15 protein-coding genes are annotated in these 17,815 nt (G+C 62.7%); 12 read left to right on the top strand and 3 right to left on the bottom strand.

All coding sequences use genetic code 11. The features are described from left to right. Positions 1–51: 51 nt before the first annotated feature. On the bottom strand, positions 52–1,416 hold the full coding sequence (locus tag ABRP28_RS17110; protein WP_350001323.1) for an MFS transporter: 1,365 nt from the start codon (positions 1,414–1,416) through the stop codon (positions 52–54). 201 nt (positions 1,417–1,617) lie between these two features. Between ABRP28_RS17110 and ABRP28_RS17115 the strand changes: the two genes are divergently transcribed. Beyond that, positions 1,618–2,364 (top strand): FadR/GntR family transcriptional regulator, encoded by a 747-nt coding sequence (locus tag ABRP28_RS17115; RefSeq protein ID WP_350001322.1) that lies wholly within the window; start codon positions 1,618–1,620, stop codon positions 2,362–2,364. Between the two features lie 40 nt (positions 2,365–2,404). Here ABRP28_RS17115 and ABRP28_RS17120 read toward each other — a convergent pair whose 3' ends face one another. Further along, a complete protein-coding gene (locus ABRP28_RS17120) occupies positions 2,405–3,400 on the bottom strand; it encodes a LacI family DNA-binding transcriptional regulator (RefSeq protein WP_350001321.1) in 996 nt (331 codons plus the stop codon). A gap of 286 nt (positions 3,401–3,686) precedes the next feature. Between ABRP28_RS17120 and ABRP28_RS17125 the strand changes: the two genes are divergently transcribed. From ABRP28_RS17125 to ABRP28_RS17155, 7 genes are all read left to right on the top strand, one after another. Further along, a complete protein-coding gene (locus tag ABRP28_RS17125; protein WP_350001589.1) occupies positions 3,687–4,982 on the top strand; it encodes an ABC transporter substrate-binding protein in 1,296 nt (431 codons plus the stop codon). Positions 4,983–5,068: 86 nt separating this feature from the next. Next, positions 5,069–6,034 (top strand): sugar ABC transporter permease, encoded by a 966-nt coding sequence (locus ABRP28_RS17130; RefSeq protein ID WP_350001320.1) that lies wholly within the window; start codon positions 5,069–5,071, stop codon positions 6,032–6,034. Then, complete coding sequence (locus ABRP28_RS17135; protein ID WP_350001319.1) at positions 6,034–6,918, top strand: carbohydrate ABC transporter permease; 885 nt, start codon at positions 6,034–6,036, stop codon at positions 6,916–6,918. The genes ABRP28_RS17130 and ABRP28_RS17135 overlap by 1 nt, the downstream gene beginning before the upstream one ends. Positions 6,919–6,957: 39 nt before the next feature. Continuing rightward, a complete protein-coding gene (locus ABRP28_RS17140) occupies positions 6,958–8,709 on the top strand; it encodes a DUF5605 domain-containing protein (RefSeq protein ID WP_350001317.1) in 1,752 nt (583 codons plus the stop codon). An 80-nt stretch (positions 8,710–8,789) separates the two neighbouring features. Next, positions 8,790–10,532, top strand: coding sequence for a hypothetical protein (locus ABRP28_RS17145; protein ID WP_350001315.1), 1,743 nt, complete (start codon positions 8,790–8,792; stop codon positions 10,530–10,532). Positions 10,533–10,560: 28 nt separating this feature from the next. Next, the gene (locus tag ABRP28_RS17150; protein WP_350001313.1) at positions 10,561–11,316 is read left to right on the top strand and encodes an SDR family oxidoreductase; all 756 of its coding nucleotides are present in this window, start codon (positions 10,561–10,563) and stop codon (positions 11,314–11,316) included. 28 nt (positions 11,317–11,344) lie between these two features. Continuing rightward, the gene (locus tag ABRP28_RS17155) at positions 11,345–11,734 is read left to right on the top strand and encodes a Dabb family protein (protein ID WP_350001311.1); all 390 of its coding nucleotides are present in this window, start codon (positions 11,345–11,347) and stop codon (positions 11,732–11,734) included. Between the two features lie 14 nt (positions 11,735–11,748). Here ABRP28_RS17155 and ABRP28_RS17160 read toward each other — a convergent pair whose 3' ends face one another. Continuing rightward, positions 11,749–12,384 carry a TetR/AcrR family transcriptional regulator gene (locus ABRP28_RS17160; RefSeq protein ID WP_350001309.1) on the bottom strand — a complete coding sequence of 212 codons (636 nt, stop codon included), beginning with the start codon at positions 12,382–12,384 and terminating at the stop codon, positions 11,749–11,751. 187 nt (positions 12,385–12,571) lie between these two features. Here ABRP28_RS17160 and ABRP28_RS17165 point away from each other — a divergent pair, with 187 nt between their 5' ends. From ABRP28_RS17165 to ABRP28_RS17180, 4 genes are all read left to right on the top strand, one after another. Then, the gene (locus ABRP28_RS17165) at positions 12,572–14,092 is read left to right on the top strand and encodes an ABC transporter substrate-binding protein (RefSeq protein WP_350001308.1); all 1,521 of its coding nucleotides are present in this window, start codon (positions 12,572–12,574) and stop codon (positions 14,090–14,092) included. 69 nt (positions 14,093–14,161) lie between these two features. Continuing rightward, positions 14,162–15,103 carry an ABC transporter permease gene (locus ABRP28_RS17170; RefSeq protein WP_350001306.1) on the top strand — a complete coding sequence of 314 codons (942 nt, stop codon included), beginning with the start codon at positions 14,162–14,164 and terminating at the stop codon, positions 15,101–15,103. Further along, entirely contained in the window at positions 15,100–16,938 is a 1,839-nt protein-coding gene (locus ABRP28_RS17175; RefSeq protein ID WP_350001304.1) for a dipeptide/oligopeptide/nickel ABC transporter permease/ATP-binding protein, read from the top strand. Before ABRP28_RS17170 ends, ABRP28_RS17175 begins: the two co-directional genes overlap by 4 nt. Continuing rightward, entirely contained in the window at positions 16,935–17,795 is an 861-nt protein-coding gene (locus ABRP28_RS17180; protein WP_350001303.1) for an ATP-binding cassette domain-containing protein, read from the top strand. The genes ABRP28_RS17175 and ABRP28_RS17180 overlap by 4 nt, the downstream gene beginning before the upstream one ends. The last annotated feature ends 20 nt before the right edge of the window (positions 17,796–17,815 follow it).

The raw sequence follows: 17,815 nt of genomic DNA on the forward strand, positions 1-17,815 counted from the left end.
CGGTGGCGTCCCCGGGTAAGGGGACGCCACCGCCGGTGGTGCGGGGTTGGGTTACGGCTCTGCGTGGTGCCCGGCTCCTGCCGGGTCCAGCGCTTCGGCCTGGATACCTTCGTTGACCCTGCCGGAGCGGCTGAGGGCCACCATGAGGATGCAGGAGAGGAACATGAAGCCGCCGACGACGAACATTGGAACGGTGTAGGCGCCCGTCAGGTCCTTGAGCCAGCCGGTGATGTAGCCGGCGCTGAAGCCTGCCAGGTTGCCCACGGTGTTGATGAGGGCGATGCCGGCTGCTGCTGCGGCGCCGGTCAGGAACTGCGTGGGCACCGTCCAGAAGTTCGGCAGGGCCGCGAAGATGGACATTGCCGTGATGGTGATGACGGCAATGGTGGCTGCCGGGGATCCCGCGAACAGGGCCAGCGGGATGCTGATGGCGCCGGTCAGGGCGGGAAGTGCGATGTGCCAGGTCTTGACGCCGCGCTTGGTGGCGTCCTTTGACCAGAAGTAGAGGGCAAATGCAGCCGGCAGGTAGGGGATTGCCGTGATCAGGCCCTTCTGGAAGACATCGAACTTGGTGCCGTAGATGCCTTCAAAGCCCGCGATGATGGTGGGCAGGAAGAAGCCGAGGGCGTAGAGGCCGTAGATGAAGCCGAAGTAGATGGCAGAGAGCATCCAGACACGGCCGTTGCCGAACACGGTCCGGACGCTGACGTGCTTGTTGCTGGCAGCCGTTTCGTTCTTTTCCTTCTGCAGGGCTGCCGTCAGCCAGGTCTTTTCTTCCTGTGTCAGCCACTTGGCCGTTGCAGGTGAATCCGCGAGGTAGAACCATGCAATGATGCCGACGATGATGGCGGGCAGGGCGACGCCGAAGAACATGACGCGCCAGCCTTCGAGGCCGAAAAGGCCGTCCTGCTGGATGAGTATGCCGGCCAGCGGTGCACCGATCACGGTGGTCAGCGGCTGGGCCAGGTAGAAGAGGGCCAGGATCTCGCTGCGGTGCCGGGACGGGACCCAGAGGCTGAGGAACAGGATGGCGCCCGGGAAGAAGCCGGCCTCGGCCACACCCAGGATGAAGCGGAGGATGTAGAGCTGCTCCACGTTGCCCACCCAGGTGAACAGCAGCGAGACGATGCCCCAGCTGACCATGATGCGGGCGAGCCAGCGGCGGGCGCCGAATTTGTGCAGGGCAAGGTTGCTGGGGACCTCCAGCAGGATGTAGCCGATGAAGAACACGCCGGACGCGAAGCCGAACTGTGCGGCGGAGAGCGCGAGGTCGGTGTTCATGCCGTTGGGGCCGGCGAAAGAGATTGCCGTGCGGTCCAGGTAGTTGATGAAGAACATCAGGGCGACGAACGGGACAAGCCGGATCGCCACTTTCCTGATTGCTGATTTTTCGACCACCGATTGGATGGTGTCCACGTTGACTCCTAGGTATTGATAATCCCCGGCATCCGTCACTGGACGCTCGGGGTCTGTCTCAGGCCGGAAAGGGTCACTGGACCAACCGGCAACTAAAGCATGTGAGTTCCACCATAAGAGCCAGAAGCAAATTGGTCAACCGGTTGATAGGTTTGTTTCAAACCTGCAGGAAAGTGCCGATGGCGTTGCTACGCTTGGAGTGTGCCCCTCAACTCCTCCGCCCTGTCAGCGGCCAAGATCAGCGAAGCGCTTGGCTCCGTAGGCCAGGGCTCCGTCGTCTCGGAAGTGGCCGAGCGCCTGCTTGCGTATTTCACCAGCGGGGATATCGCGCCAGGAACCAGGCTCCCCGCCGAACGTCAGCTGGCTGCGTCGCTGGGAGTGGGCCGGTCGGCCGTGCGCGAGGCATTGGCTGCCCTGGAGATCCTGGGCATTGTTGTGGTCCGGCCCGGCTCCGGGACATACCTTCGCGACGGGATTTCGGAGCTGTTGCCTCGAACGCTCAGTTGGGGCATGATGCTCGGCGCGCCACGCACGCGGGAACTCGTGGAGCTGCGCAGCGGCCTGGAAGTGCAGGCGGCGCAGCTTGCTGCCGGGCGCATCACCGCCGAAGCCCTGGAAAGAATGCAGGAGAATTTGGCGGCCATGGCGGCAAGCCTTAACGACCTTTCCGCCTTCGTTGAGGCGGACGCGGCCTTCCACCGCGAAATCGCAGAGGGCTCCGGAAACCAGGTGCTGCAGGAGCTGCTGCAGAGCATCCGTTCGCTCCTGCGGATCTGGGTGGACCGTGCGCTGACGGACGAAGGCCATGCCGAGGCGGCCCTTAAGGAGCATGGGGAGATCTTTGCTGCCCTGTCCGCTAGGGATGCTGATGCTGTTGCCAGGACCATGCGATCGCACATGGAGACTGCATCCCGGCGCCTCCTCGCCGGCTTCGACGCGGCGCAGTAGGCCAAGTGGGGTCGGGCCGACGGTCTGGTAATCCCTGGGGTTATCGGGGGCCTGATGTCGAGTCCCGGATCACGAGTTCGGGCTCCACGACGTAGTGCTGGGCCTGCTCTCCCGTGAGGATCTGGTGGTGAAGCATTTTGAATGTCGCTATCCCAAGGGCACGGAAGTCCAGCCGCATCGTGGTCAGCGGAGGTGAGAAGTACGCCGCTGCAGGCATGTCGTCAACACCGACGATCGAAAAATCATGAGGTGCCCGCAGGCCGCGGCGTTCCATGGCGCTCATGAACCCCAGCGCAATCTCGTCATTGGCTGCGAAGGCGGCCGTGAATGTGGCCGGGTCCGCGAGTTCCCCGGCGCGATACCCGGACACTGACGACCATTCCTTTGCCACATCGAGCACCTGTGGAATCAGGCCGGCACCCTCCATGGTGTCTCGGTACCCGCGCTCACGCTCGTGCGCTTCATTTCGGGTGGAAGGCCCGGCGATGTGCAGGATGTCCCGGTGTCCGAGTCCGATCAGATGGTGTGTCGCTTCCCGGCCGGCAGCGTGCGAGTGGGTGCCAGCGGAGCCTTCCTCTGTCGACGGCAGTTCGGAAACCGTAATCAGGGGCGTTGACTGGTCCCAGTTCGCGAGTAACTTGTCCACGTCCGGCAGTGGTGTGGACAAAACAATTCCGTCCACCTGTACGGATTTGAAGTGCACCAATGCCCGCCGTGCCTTGGCTTGCCAATCCGTTGCTTCAAAGTCGAGGTCAAGCGCGGCAATAGTCAGCGTGACGTCGGCTTCCCGGGCAGCAAGCCCCAGGCCGGTAAGGACGCCCGCGCTTCCGTAGTTGAAAGCACCCATGGTCAAAACTCCCACCGAGTTGGTCCTGCTGGTGCGCAGCGTGCGGGCGGATTGGTTGGGTACGTACCCGAGTTCCTCGATGGCGGCGGCAATACGCTGCCGGGTCTCCGTGCGAACATAACCGACACCTGTGAAATAACGGGATACCGTCTGAGTCGAAACGTTCGCAAGCCTTCCGACATCCGCCATACTCGGCCTCAACCCCGGCCTTGCCTTTCCCAAGTTTCCACCTCTCCACGGCGTCCATAAATCCGTCCCGACGGTGCTTCCCGGACGCTGACGCGAGGATCAGGCGAATGCCGCGGCATCTGTCCCTAGGGTTACGGTAACACCGCGTTAGGTTGAGGTTAACCTACGGAACTGCCGTCAAGAAAAGATTTAATTGGTCAACCGGTTGACTTGAGTTAACGTAAACCTACATACTCGGCTATGGGCCAGATCACATGACGTTCCGAAGGGCAGCCGACCCGTGACGATGGCACCCTCCCATAACCTACGAAAGGACGCGACGATGCGTTTGCTTGCCAAAGGCGCTGTTGCTCTTACGGCTGTTGCCGTGCTGGCCGGCTGTTCTGCCGGTGCAGGATCCAATGCTTCAAGCAAAACCCAGTTGGACTGGTGGGTGATCAACCCAAGCTCCCCGTCTGCATCGGAGGCGCAGGAGAAGATCATCAAGGATTTCGAGGCCGCCAACCCCGACATCAAAATCAAGAAGACCAACCGTGCAGTCGATGCGCACAAGGATGCCCTGCGTACGTCCATCGGTACCGCAGCTGCTCCCGATATTTATGATTACTGGGCTGGGCCCGGACTCGGGGGCGAGTTGGTCAAGAACGGTGCCAGTGCCGATCTCAGTGCGCAATACACCGAGTACAAGTGGCCTGAACGGTTTACGGAGGCTGCTCTTGCGCCCGTGCAGCAGTACGGCGGGTATCACGGCGTTCCGTGGAAGCTTAACGGCGAAGCGCTCTACTACAACAAGAAGTTGTTCCAAGAGGCTGGTATCACCGAACTGCCCAAGACCCTTGATGAACTGAATGCCGCCGCCGCCAAGCTCAAAGATGCCGGTATCACACCGATCCAGTTCGGAGGTACCGTCAACTGGCACGTCATGCGCCTGCTCGACACGTTCCTCGAGGGGTACTGCGGCTCTGATACCTTCGACAGACTGGTCACCGACCAGGCGAATTGGGGCCAGGAAGAATGCGTGACCAAGTCGTTCACCAACCTGCAGAAGTGGTCAAAGGACTACTTCAACTCCGGATTCATTGGCATCAATAACGACGAATCCTCTTCCCTGTTCTTCAATGGCAAAGCTGCCATGGCCCTTGAAGGAGACTGGTTCAACTCCCAAATTCAGGACAACGCACCCAACGCCGAGGACTTCGGCGTGTTCCCCCTGCCGACCGGCACTGGCCGCATGTATGGCTTCGAGCAGGCCATGTATGTCACCAAGGACAGCAAAGACGCAACTGCTGCCGCCAAGTTCCTGGACTACATGATGTCCACTCCCGTCCAGCAGGAAACCCTTGGCAAGTTCTCGACCCAGTCGGTAAACAAGGAAGTCAAGCCCACGAGCACCGATGAACTGAGCAAATCATGGGAGGCCATCTTCGAAGATGCGAAGGGCCTGTACATGAACAACGACCAGAACCTCACCCAGTCCCAGACCACTGAGTACTGGCGCATCCAGAACCTGGTAGCCACGGGTGGCCTTGACCCGGCCAAGGCCGGGGCTGAGTTCCAGAAGTTCCTGGATTCGAGCAAATAGCTCCTCCGCTGAAGGGTGGGAGTGTGCATCCCGCGCAGTCCCACCCTTAGCCTCGTAACCGATTTAAAGATCAAAGGCGACCTCTCTTGTCAAAGCTCATAGCCGCGCCCCGCCAGATACAGGTGCCCGCGCCCCGGAATCTCCCTAAAAGGCCCATCCTGAAGCGCCTCACCAAAGGCGGCTTCATCGCGGCCTTGCCGTTCCTCGCTCCTGCCTTGGCCGCATACGTAGTCTTCGTCATCGGACCGATGGTCAGCGCCGTGCGCTTGAGCCTGTACGAGTGGTCGGGCTTCAACGCAGATCCGCAGGTATTTGTCGGGTTCCAAAATTATGTACGGCTCTTCACCCAGGACCCGGTGTTCTGGACAGCCATGCAAAATACCATCGTCTGGGTGCTGCTCTCCCTGGTTATCCCCACCACGCTCGGGCTGGTGATGGCTCTGTCCCTTAACCGGCCGATCTTTGGACGGAATCTCTTCCGGTCCGTCTTCTACATTCCGGGCGTCCTGGCACCGATCGCCATCGCGAACATGTGGCGCTGGATGTACAACCCGAACTATGGCGTGTTCTCCGAACTCGCCAAAGCCTGGAACATCGGCGACGGCTCGGGCGTCACCTTCCTCAGCGACCCCAAGGTCGCCATCTACGCGATCTTCGCCGCCTTCGTTTGGCAGATCGCAGGCCTGAACATGGTCCTCTTCCTCGCCGGCCTACAGAGTGTGTCCAAGGAACTGGTCGAATCAGCCCGTCTTGACGGCGCGAACAGCTGGAAGGTGTTCCGCCACGTAACCCTCCCCGCCCTCCGCCCGACAATCGTCGTCGTCCTTGTCCTGACGATCGTGCACTCCATCAAGGTCTTCGACCTCGTGGTCGGCATGACCGGCGGCGGACCCGCACAGTCCTCCCAAGTACTCGCGTTGTGGTCCTACTCCCAGTCCTTCCTGCAGCACGACTTTGGCATGGGCAACGCTATAGCCACAGTGCTGCTCGCAGTCACCCTTGTTCTTGTCATCCCCTATCTGATCTGGTCCACCAAAGGAAACGAAGACTGATGAGCACCCTGACTTTCGGGCGTGCAAAGCACGCCGACGGAACAACCCGTCCACGCCGCAACGTCGACTATGTAAGGATCGGGCTGTGGCTGGCATTGGCCGTCACCATGGTTATTTGGGCCATGCCCCTGCTCTTCGTGATGTTCACGTCACTGAAGTCGGAATCTGCGATTTTCAACACTTCATCGTTCTCCTTTCCCACCGCGGCTGAGTGGGACAACTACGCGGAGGCGCTGGAAACCGGTAACCTCCTCACCGCTGGCGGCAACAGCCTGCTCATCGCCGCCATCAAGGTCCCCTTGGGCCTGCTGTTCTCTGCCGCTGCCGCGTTCGGGCTGTCCCGCATCCGTTTCAGGCACAGCAAAGTCCTGCTGGGGGCGTTCGCCCTTGGTTCCATGGTGCCGATCCAGGTCGCTCTGGGACCGCTGTTCAAGACGATCCTCGATATGGGCCTGCTCAACAGCCCCATCGGCGTCATCCTCCCGTACATCGGTTTCGGCCTGCCCATCCAGATCTTCATCCTGCACGGGTTTTTCAGCGCCATCCCCAAGGAAATTGACGAAAGCGTCCGTGTGGACGGCGGCGGGAACTGGCGCCTGTTCTGGCAGATCATCCTTCCCCTGTCCAAACCAGCCCTTGCGGCGCTGTTCATCCTGGACTTTGTGGCCACGTGGAACGAGTACGCCATCGCCCTTGTGATCCTGCAGGACCAGGCAGCCCAAACGATTCCGCTGGCCATCCAGGGCTTCCAGTCGCAGTTCACCAGCTCCTACGGCCCGCTGAACGCCTTCACGATCATGTCCATCCTGCCGGTCCTCATCGTGTACCTGCTCTTCCAGCGCTACTTTGTCGAGGGCATGTTCAGCGGCGCAGTCAAGGGCTAACACGCCCGCCCCGACCTTTACATAACCAGAGAGGAACCAATGCCTACCTTCACCCCAACGACGCCGTTGTTCGAAGTCATGCGCGATCCGTCCGCCCACGGGATCATCTCCAAAGAGATCCCCGAACTGGCAAACAACCCCATCCTGCATACGCTCTATCACTACCCGCTGGGCCTCATCCTGGGCACCGAGGAACGGCTGCGCGCCGATGACACCCGCCGGGCTGAAATCCTGGCACGTCTGACTGCCATTGAACCGGCAACGCTTCCGGAAGCGGCAAATGCCGCCCGGCCACACCCCCAGCAGAATTACGAACCGGCGGACACGCCGGAGGGTAGCGCCCAGATCAGTTACCCCTCAATGGCAGCCAAATGGGCGGCCTTTGAAATTGAACTGAACGGCCCCGACCACGGCAACCCGTTCACCGACGTTGAACTCACCGCGAAATTCAGCACCAACGACACCAGCCTCACCGTCCCTGGCTTCTACGACGGCGGGGGAACCTACCGCATTCGCCTGCTCGTCCCCGAAAGCGGCGATTGGACCTTCACCACCGCCAGCAACGCACGGTCACTGAACGGCATCAGCGGCAGCTTCCAAGCCGGAGCTGCCGCCTCCCGTGGGATTGTCCGCGTAGCGAACCAGTTCCACTTTGCCTACGATGACGGCACCCCCCACCTCCCACTGGGCACAACCTCCTACGTCTGGACGCACCAGGGGGATGCCTTGGAGCAAGAGACGCTGAGGAGCTTGGCTAACGGGCCCTTCAATAAGATGCGCATGTGCGTGTTCCCGAAGTCCTACCTGTTCAACGAAAACGAACCGGAAATCTACCCCTATGAGGGATCAGTGGATAGGGGCTTTGATTACCTTCGCCCTAACCCGGCCTTCTGGGCCCACCTGGAACGCCGGATCAATCAGCTCGAAGAGCTCGGCGTCGAAGCCGACCTGATCCTGTTCCATGCCTATGACCGCTGGGGTTTCTCCACCATGGGCCCGGACGCGGACGACCTGTTCGTCAAGTACGCCGTCGCCCGCCTGGCCTCAAAGCGCAACATCTGGTGGTCCCTCGCCAACGAGTACGACCTCCTCTTCGACAAGAACACCGAGGACTGGGAACGCTACGCGGACATTGTCACCGCCAACGACCCCAACGGGCACCTGCTCTCCATCCACAACTGCCGCGAGTTCTATGACCACTCCCGGCCATGGGTGACGCACTGCAGCATCCAGCGCCGCGACATCTACAAGACCGCCGAGATGACCACCGAATGGCGCGCACAGTACGGCAAGCCCGTGGTCATTGACGAGTGCGCCTACGAAGGCAACATCGACCAGGGCTGGGGCAACATCACCGGTGAAGAGATGACCCGGCGGTTCTGGGAAGGGGCCATCCGTGGCGGCTACGTCGGACACGGCGAAACCTACATGGACCCTAACGACGTCCTGTGGTGGGCCAAGGGTGGCTCCTTCAAGGGAACCAGCCCGGACCGGATCGGTTTCCTGCGCCGCATCATCAGCGAAGCTCCGGGCGGTCGGCTCGAGCCGCTCGAGGGACACTGGGACGTCGTCAGCGCCGGCCTTGAGAACGAGCACGAGCTGATCTACTTCGGCTTCTTTCAGCCCACGTACCGACGGTTCGTGAAGCCTCAGGACATCACCTTCCAGATCGACGTCATCGACACGTGGAACATGACAGTGGAAACACTTCCAGGCACCTTTCAAGGCCGGTTCCGCATCGACTTGCCCGGACGGCAGTACATCGCCGTCCGGTTGCGTGCAGTAGCCTGACGTTTATCCAGGCGCCGGGGGGTGTTACAGCAGCCCCCGGCCATCGCCGCCCCCGCCCACCCCAACCTGAAAGTCCAACGATGCTTGTGGAGAACGAGTCCCGGCTCCTTACACCTGCCCAGGAAATTGCACACGGACCCTGGCGGTTGCAGTTGCGCGGGGACGAACTCGCCGAGATTGAATACCGCGGGCGGCCAGTCCTCCGGGCCATCCGTGCTGTGGTCCGGGACCACGACTGGAGAACTCTCTCGCCCACGGTCGAATCTGTCACCGCCAGCGGAGAAGCCGCAATACTGAACATGGTCCTCGCTATTCGATTCACCGGTTTCGGCTGCGAGTACACGGCGGAACTGGCTCTCCAGGCTTCCGGCAATGATCTTCACGTCTACTTCGACGGCACTGCAAAGCAGGATTTCCGCAGTAACCGCATAGGCCTCGTTGTCCTTCACAGGCCGGATGACGCAGGCCGCGATGTCACCATCACATCGCCGGAACACGCGGAGACCAAAGGTGCCTTCCCCCCGGAGATCAGCCCGCACCAGCCCTTTGTGGACATTGCCGCCATGAGTTGGGAACGTGACGGTACAGCCTTCCGGCTGGACTTCAGCGGCGACGTTTTCGAAACCGAAGACCAGCGGAACTGGACGGACGCCTCGTTCAAGACCTACAGCCCCCCACTATCCCGGCCCTTCCCCGTCAATATCCACGTCGGCCATCAGATCCATCAAAGTGTCCGCCTCAGCGCCGCACCATCGGCGCCGCTTGCGACAGCCTTTGTCCGGCCGCCCGCAACGGAGGTGTTGACCGTTCGGAAGGATGTCCGGGGAAGCGTCCCGGCCCTGGGCACATCGGCATCGCAATCAGCGGTAAAACTGCCGTTCTTGCCCGGCCTTGAGGCTTTGATCGTGGAGGTTCCCGGCAGTGTTCCCGCCGCCGCCGCAGCGCTGCTGGCCCACGCCTCGGGGCAGGCCGCCGAACTTGGCACCCGCCTGGATGTGCGGATTATCGCTGCCGCCGCCGCGGACATCCCACCGGTAATGGACCTGCTTCCTCTGGGGAATGTCGTTAGAATCGGGACGTTCAGCTCCCAGGGACACGTAGCGGAGCCCGAGTTGTGGGAGCAGCTGCGCAACGAAGCGAAACGACTCGGATTCGCCGGTGCCTTGCTTTCCGGCGCCCGTGCACACTTCACCGAGCTCAACCGCCGGCGGGACTCCATTCGGGCAGACGCTGACGCCATCACCTACAGCATCACGCCCCAGATGCACGCCACCGAAGTGCCGCACATCGTCGAGAGCGTTCCAATGCAGCGACAGACGGCGCTGAACGCCCTCCTTCTCGGATCGGGGAAGCCGCTGCACGTCGGTCCCGTGACCCTCAAGGCGCGCTTCAACGCGGTTGCCACCGACGGCGCCTACGACCCCGCTACCTTGGACGCCATGACATCCGACCCGCTTCAGGCGGAGGAATTCACCGCCGCCTGGCTGCTGGGCAGCATCTACGCCCTGACGGTGCCCGGGGTGGAATCCATCAGCTACTTCGAGGCCAGCGGCCCTAGAGGCCTCATCAGGGCAGAAGGATCTCTTACGCCGTCATTCGAGATCATGGCAAAGCTGGCCACCTTGCGCGGCGCTGACGTGCTGCACGTCGATGGTGCCGTCCCCGGCCTTGTGCTGTACCCGGTCGCATCCCGAACCGGGATGCTGCTCTTTGCCGCGAACCTCACCGCTGACGCGCTGAAAACTGCTGTCAAACTTGAAGGCGGCTATGCGCGGATCCTTGACATTCCAGCATGGTCGGCCATCATCCGGCCGCTGAGCTGACACGACCCACCACGAAAAGAGGAACAAGATGTCAATCAGGCTTGCAGGGAAAGCCGCCCTCGTCACGGGTGCAGGATCCGGCATCGGGCTGGCAGTGGCCCAGCGCTTCACCGCCGAAGGTGCCCGCGTGTACTTTGCCGACATCAACGTCGAAGCTGCCGAAAAGGCCGCCGCGTCCACCGGCAGCGAACGGGCCACGGCCCTGCCTGTGGACATCTCCGATGAGCACAGCGTCGAAGCCGCTTATGCTGCCATCGCTGCCGAGGGCGCGCTGGACATCGTTGTGGCCAACGCCGGCGTCCAGCTCTTCGGGCAGGACGCGAAGGTGGGAGACCTTTCCCTGGAGGTTTGGGAGAAGACCGTTGCCATCAACCACCGTGGAGCATTCCTTACCCTCAAGCACGCCGTGCGTGCAATGCAGGGGAGGGGTGGATCAATCATCTGCACCGGCAGCCCCACCGCGGTGGTGGCCTGCGGCCAAACCTTCACTGCCTATTCCAGCTCAAAGGCGGGCGTCCATGGACTGGCCAGGGTTGTGGCCGCAGACTACGCCAAAGACGGCGTTCGGGTTAACACCGTGGTGCCCGGATACACCGAGACCCCGCTCGTCCAGACCATCGCTGACGATCCCGCCAGCCGTGCCGGTTTGGTCGATTCGACCATGCTCGGAAGGGCAGGCACAGCAGCGGACGTCGAAGGCATCATGGTCTACCTGGCGAGCGATGAATCAGCGTACGCCACGGGCGGCCTTTTCACGGTCGACGGAGGGCTGACAGCGCTATGAGCCCGACAGCATCCATCGGGAGCCCGTGGTGAACGATTCGATCATCACGGCTCCTGACTACCGCCCCGGGCTGTTAAGGCACATCGTTCTGTTCGGATATCGGTACACAACCACGCGTGAACAGCGCCAGGAAATTGAGGACCGGTTCCATGCCTTGGCAGAATCAAGACGGCGAGGAAAGCGCTACATCGTCAGCATTGAGTCCGGTGCGCAGAACAGTCCGGAAGGCCTGCATGGTGGACTGGAGCACGGCTTCATTGTCACCTTTCAATCCGAGGGAGACAGGAACTACTATCTCGGGGAGCCGCTGGTGACTGATCCTGCCTGCTACGACCCGGCGCACCACGAATTCAAACAGTTTGCGGGGGAGCATTTGCGCCCATCAGGCGTTCTCGTGTTTGACTTCAAAGTCCGGTAGGCGCGCCGGGGCGGCTAGAACTTTTCCGTTGTGACGACCTCCAGGAACCCCACTACCTCGGCGGGCATGTCCACGGAGGTGTTGTCGAGCAGCCATTGGACCTGCAGGCCATCCATCAGTGCGATGAGTTGCCGGGTGGCTGCCAGGGGGGCCACACCCGGCCGCAGCCGGCCCTGCCTGCCCACTTCCGCGAATGCCCCTGAAATGGTGTCCCGGACCCAGGTGTAGCGGCGAAGGAAGTATTGGTGGGCGGGATGCTCCGGGTCTGTTGCCTCTGCTGAGAGGACGCAGTACAGCGACACCAGGCCCGGGATCGTGGTGTTGTAGCGCGTCAGCTCCACCATCCCCCGGAGCAGGTCCATGCCTTTGGCGTCGGCCGTGCCAAGCCGGTCCACCGATTCCTCGTCACGAAGGGTCAACACCGCCTCGAGCAGCGCCTCCTTGCTGGGGAAGTGGTGCAGCAGTCCGGCCTGGGTCAGGCCCACTTTGTCGGCCACATCCTTGAGCGACCCTGCCCGGTAGCCGGATGCCGCGAAGACTTGGAAGGCCGCCGTCAGGATTTCCTGCCGGCGGGCCTCGGTCTTGGCGTAGCTGCCGCGGGGCCGGCCCCGGCGGGGTGCCTCGACAAGCGCAGCAGGAGTGTCTGTCATCACAAAACCCTATCAAGTGCTTCTGGAAACGAGCTGCCGTCAATTGGTCAACCGCTGTGGGGCACGTCACTTTTCATAACGTTTCATGTTTCCGGAATGAAAACCTAGTACCCACTAGGTTTTCATGTTACGGTCTTTCCCAATGGTCGTCCATGGTGGACGCCACTGACCGTGAAAGGGACCAAAGATGTTCCGATCGAAGCGAATGGCCGCAATTGTTGCCGCCGTTGCCCTGGGCCTCGCCGGCTGTTCAGCCGGCGGAGATGCCTCCGGAGAACAGTCCTCCGAAACCCTCACACTTGGCGCACTCCTGGCGCCGAAGACCTTTGCCGCCGACCAGTCCGAGTTCGCCAACCTCTCGCCGTTCTACCAGGCCGTCTACGACACCCTGATCCGGATGGAGCCGGACGGAACGCTTGTTCCGATGCTCGCAAAGGAATGGAACTACAACGAGGACAAGACCGTCCTCACCCTCAAGCTGCGCGACGACGTGAAGTTCACTGACGGCACTGCTTTCAACGCCGATGCCGCCAAGCAGAACCTCGAGCGCTTCAAGGCCGGCACCTCCCCGGACGCGCAGTTCCTCGCCGCCCTGCAGACAGCAAAGGCCGTGGACGCCACCACCCTGGAGTTGACCCTCTCCGCCCCAGACCCGGCCTTCCTGAACTACCTGTCCAAGGACGCGTCGTTCATGCAGAGCCCGGCTTCCTTCGGCAACGCAGATATCGCCACCAACCCCGTCGGCTCCGGACCCTACATCCTGGATACCGCCGCCACCGTCACGGGAACGTCGTACACCTACAAGAGCAACCCGGACTACTGGGCCAAGGACCTCAGGCACTACGACAACCTGGTCCTCAACGTCTACGGCGACCAGACCTCGCTGCTGAACGCCATCAAGTCCGGCACCCTGAACGCCGCCAACACCATCGACAACAACACGCTTTCGGAAATCGAAGCCGCCGGCTACAAGGTGAACCCGCTGGAGCTGAACTGGTCCGGCCTGCTGATCTTCGACCGTGCCGGCACCACCAACCCGGCACTGAAGGACGTCCGTGTCCGCCAGGCACTCAACTACGCCTTCGACACCAAAGCCATGCTGGAATCCATCGGCCAGGGCTACGGTGAGCTGACCACCCAGGTGTTCCCGCCGTCGTCGGACGCCTATGACGAGTCCCTTGACTCCCGCTACGCCTACGACCCCGCCAAAGCCAAGGCCCTGCTGGCCGAAGCCGGCTACGCCAGCGGACTCACCCTGGAACTGCCGTCCTCCACCCTGCTGGGCAACACCATCCCGGCGCTGATCACCCAGCAGCTGAAGGACGTGGGCATTGACGTAAAGTTCACTGACGTCGGCAACAACTTCATCGCCGACCTCCTGGCCCCGAAGTTCGGCGTGAGCTACATGATCCTTGAACAGCAGTCCGACTGGCAGCTGATCAACATGAAGCTCACCCCGGGCGCCCCGTGGAACCCGTACAACTACCAGGACCCCACGGTTGACGAACTGGTCAACAAGATTCACGTAGGTAGCGAGGACGAACAGAAGTCCGCGGCGAAGGAACTGAACAAGTACATCGTGGAGCAGGCCTGGTTTGCTCCGTGGTACCGCCCCCAGTCCAGCTTCGTGACCGACGCCAAGACCAACGTCGAGGTCCAGACGGGCAACGCCTACCCGTTCCTCTGGTCCTTCACCCCCGCCTCCTAGCGGACCGGCTGCCGGACCGGGCACCTCGCCCGGTCCGGCAGCACCAGGAACCTCCCGAAGGATATTCGAATGTACCGATTCGTGCTGCGGCGCCTGTTTTCCGGTGTCCTGTTGCTGTTCGTCATCACCACGGTGGCCTACCTGATGCTGTATGCAGGCGGCGGCGACATTGCCCGCCGCATCGTGGGACCCACCGCCAGCGACGCCCAGGTTGCGTTGAAAGCCAGCCAGCTGGGCCTGGACCGTCCGCTCGTGGTCCAGTACTGGGACTGGCTGACGGGCGCCATGACCGGCGACCTTGGCAGGTCCTGGTTCACCGGCCAGCTTGTCAGCGTTGGCGTCAGCAGCCGTGTCTCCGTCACCATCTCCCTGGTGCTCGGTGCCACCATCATCGCCGCAGTAGTGTCTGTGGTGGTGGCTGTCTGGGCGGCAGTGCGCCGCGGCTGGGTGGACCGCGTGGTCCAGTTCGTGGGCGTCCTGGGCTTCGCCATCCCGGGGTTCCTGATCGCGCTGGGGCTCGTGTCCCTGTTCGCCCTCAACCTCAAGTGGTTCAAGGCCACAGGCTATGTACCTATTACGACGTCGTTCGGCGGCTGGGCGGCTACCGTCACCTTGCCGATCATCGCGCTTTCCATCGGCTGCATTGCTGCCGTGGTGCAGCAGATCCGCGGCTCGCTGATTGATGCACTCCGCCAGGATTATGTCCGCACGCTTCGCGCCCGCGGCCTTTCCTTCAACCGGGTGGTCTACAAGCACGTGCTGCGCAATGCCGGCGGCCCCGCCCTTGCCGTGCTGGCCGTGCAGTTCATTGGACTGCTGGGCGGCGCCGTCATCGTTGAACAGATCTTTGCCCTGCCCGGCCTCGGGCAGATCACCGTCGCCGCCACCGGCCAGGGCGACATCCCGGTGGTGATGGGCGTCGTCGTTGCAACGGCCGCCATCGTGGTCACCGTCAACCTCATCATCGACCTCGCCCAGGGCTGGCTCAATCCGAAAGTTCGGCTGTCATGATCGAAGCTCCCCTCGCACTGCCCACCTCGGCAGCCAAGGTTTCCCTCTTCCGCAAGCTCCTGACCCACCCGACGGGTGCGGCCTCGCTGCTGGTCCTGTTCCTGGTGGCACTGGCCTCGGTCCTGGCACCGTTGCTGGCCACTCACGACCCCAACGCGGCCAGCCTCAAGGATGTGCTGGCCAAAGCCGGATCCGACCACCTCCTCGGCGCGGACAGCGCGGGCCGCGATGTCTTCAGCCGCCTGCTCTTCGCCGGCCAGTTCAGCCTCGCCGGCGCCCTGGTGGCACTCGCCGTGGCACTGGTCATCGGCGTAACGGCCGGACTGATCGCCGGATACTACGGCGGCTGGTTCGACTCGGTCTCCTCCTGGCTCACCGGCCTGATGATGGCCCTGCCGGGCATGGTGGTCCTGCTGGCTGCCCGCGCCGTGGTGGGCCCCTCCATGTGGCTCTCCATGATGATCTTCGGCGTGATGCTCTCGCCTGCGTTCTTCCGCCTGGTCTATGCCTCCGTCACCGCAGTCCGCAACGAACTGTATGTTGATGCGGCGCGCGTTTCCGGCCTTAGTGATTTCCGGATCATCGGCCGCCATATCCTGACAGTGGTGCGCGCCCCCGTCATCATCCAGTCCGCCATGGTCCTGGGTATCGCCATTGCTATCCAGGCGGGCCTCGAGTTCCTGGGCCTGGGCGACTTGAGCATCCCCACCTGGGGCAGCATGCTCAACGACGGCTTCATCAACATCTTCAAGTCACCCACGCTGGTCCTGTGGCCGGCCCTGATCATCGGGCTCGTTTGCATCGCCCTGACTCTGCTGGCCAATGCGATGCGCGACGAGCTGGAACGCAGCCGCGGTCCGGTCAAGAAGAGCCGCAAGGCAGCGGCAGCCGCCGCAGCAGCCGAAGCCGAAGGTGCCGCCGGGAAGCGCGGAGCAGCCGCCGTCGTCCACCCCGAAGAACCGGGCGCAGATACCGGTGAGCTGCTGCTGGAAGTCACCGACCTCGGAGTTGGCTACGACCAGCCGGACGGCTCCACAACCCACGTGGTGAACCACGTCAACCTGACAGTCCGGCGCGGTGAAGTGCATGGCCTGGTGGGCGAATCCGGCTCCGGCAAGACGCAGACCGCCTTCTCCATCCTCCGGCTCCTGCCCCAGGGCGGGCGTATCACTGGTGGTTCCATCTTCTTTGAGGGCAAGGACCTGGCGCACCTTTCCGAGAAGGAGATGACAAAGGTCCGCGGGAAGCGCATCGCGTACATTCCGCAGGAACCGATGTCCAACCTGGACGCCGCCTTCACCATCGGCAGCCAGCTGATGGAACCCATGAGGGTCTGCCTGGGAATCTCCAAGGCCGAGGCACGCAAACGTGCCCTTGCCCTGCTGGCCAAGGTGGGGATTCCCAACCCCGAACGGACCTTTAACGCCTACCCGCACCAGATCTCCGGCGGCATGGCCCAGCGCGTCCTGATCGCCGGTGCGGTGTCCTGCGAACCGGACCTGCTGATCGCCGACGAACCCACCACAGCCCTGGACGTCACCGTGCAGGCCGAAGTCCTGAACCTGCTCCGCGAACTCCAGGACGAACTGAACATGGGCGTCATCCTGGTGACTCACAACTTCGGCGTAGTCGCCGATCTCTGTGATCGCGTCACCGTCATGCAGACCGGCAGGGTGGTGGAAACCGGACCCGTCCGGGCCATCTTCAACGACGCCCGGCACCCGTACACCCGCCAACTGCTTGATGCGATCCTCGAAGACACCGCTCCCCGCGGCCCGCTCGGCCCGACTGGCGCGGCCGCAGGACCCAAGGAACTGAAGGAAGTGACGTCATGACCGAGACGCTGCTCGACGTCAAGGACGTCGTGGTCGAATACCCGATCAAGGGCTTCCGCCGGGAACCGTTCCGGGCGCTCAAGGGCGTCTCGCTGGACATCAGGCCGGGCGAGACCGTGGGCCTGGTGGGAGAATCCGGTTCCGGGAAGACCACCCTGGGCCGCGCCGTCCTGGGACTGGCGCCGGTCACCGGCGGCAGCATCAAGTACCGCGGCCAGGAGATCTCCAAGGCTACCCGGGCCCAGCGCAAGGAACTCAGCCATGAAATCCAGGTGGTCTTCCAGGACCCGTACACGTCCCTGAACCCGTCCATGACCATCGAGCAGATCCTCACCGAACCGCTCACCGTCCGCAAGATGGAACGGCACGCCGCCAACAAACGCGTGGCCGAACTGCTGAACCAGGTCCGCCTGCCGCATGACGCCGCGCACCGGCTACCCCGGGAGTTCTCCGGCGGCCAGCGCCAGCGCGTCGCCATTGCCCGGGCGCTGGCCCTGGACCCGAAGCTCATCGTCTGCGACGAGCCCGTCTCCGCCCTGGACCTTTCCACCCAGGCCCGGGTGATGGAACTCTTCATCGAGATCCAGGAACGCACCGGCGTCGCCTACCTCTTCGTCTCCCACGACCTCGCCGTCGTTCGCCACCTCAGCCACCGGGTGGCCGTCATGTACCACGGCGAGATCGTCGAATGGGGCGACGGCGCACAGGTCACCGGCGCGCCCGAACACCCCTACACCCAGCGGCTGTTCATGGCCGCACCGATCCCCGATCCCGACCGGCAGGCCAAACACAGGGCCGACAGGCTCCGCCTCCTGGAAATCCAGCGTGAGCAGGACCTCCAGTCCGGCGTAGCCTGACCCGCTTCCCTATTTCCGCA

This window comes from Pseudarthrobacter sp. WHRI 8279, assembly GCF_040224115.2.
In the GTDB taxonomy this organism is placed as follows: Bacteria; Actinomycetota; Actinomycetes; order Actinomycetales; family Micrococcaceae; genus Arthrobacter.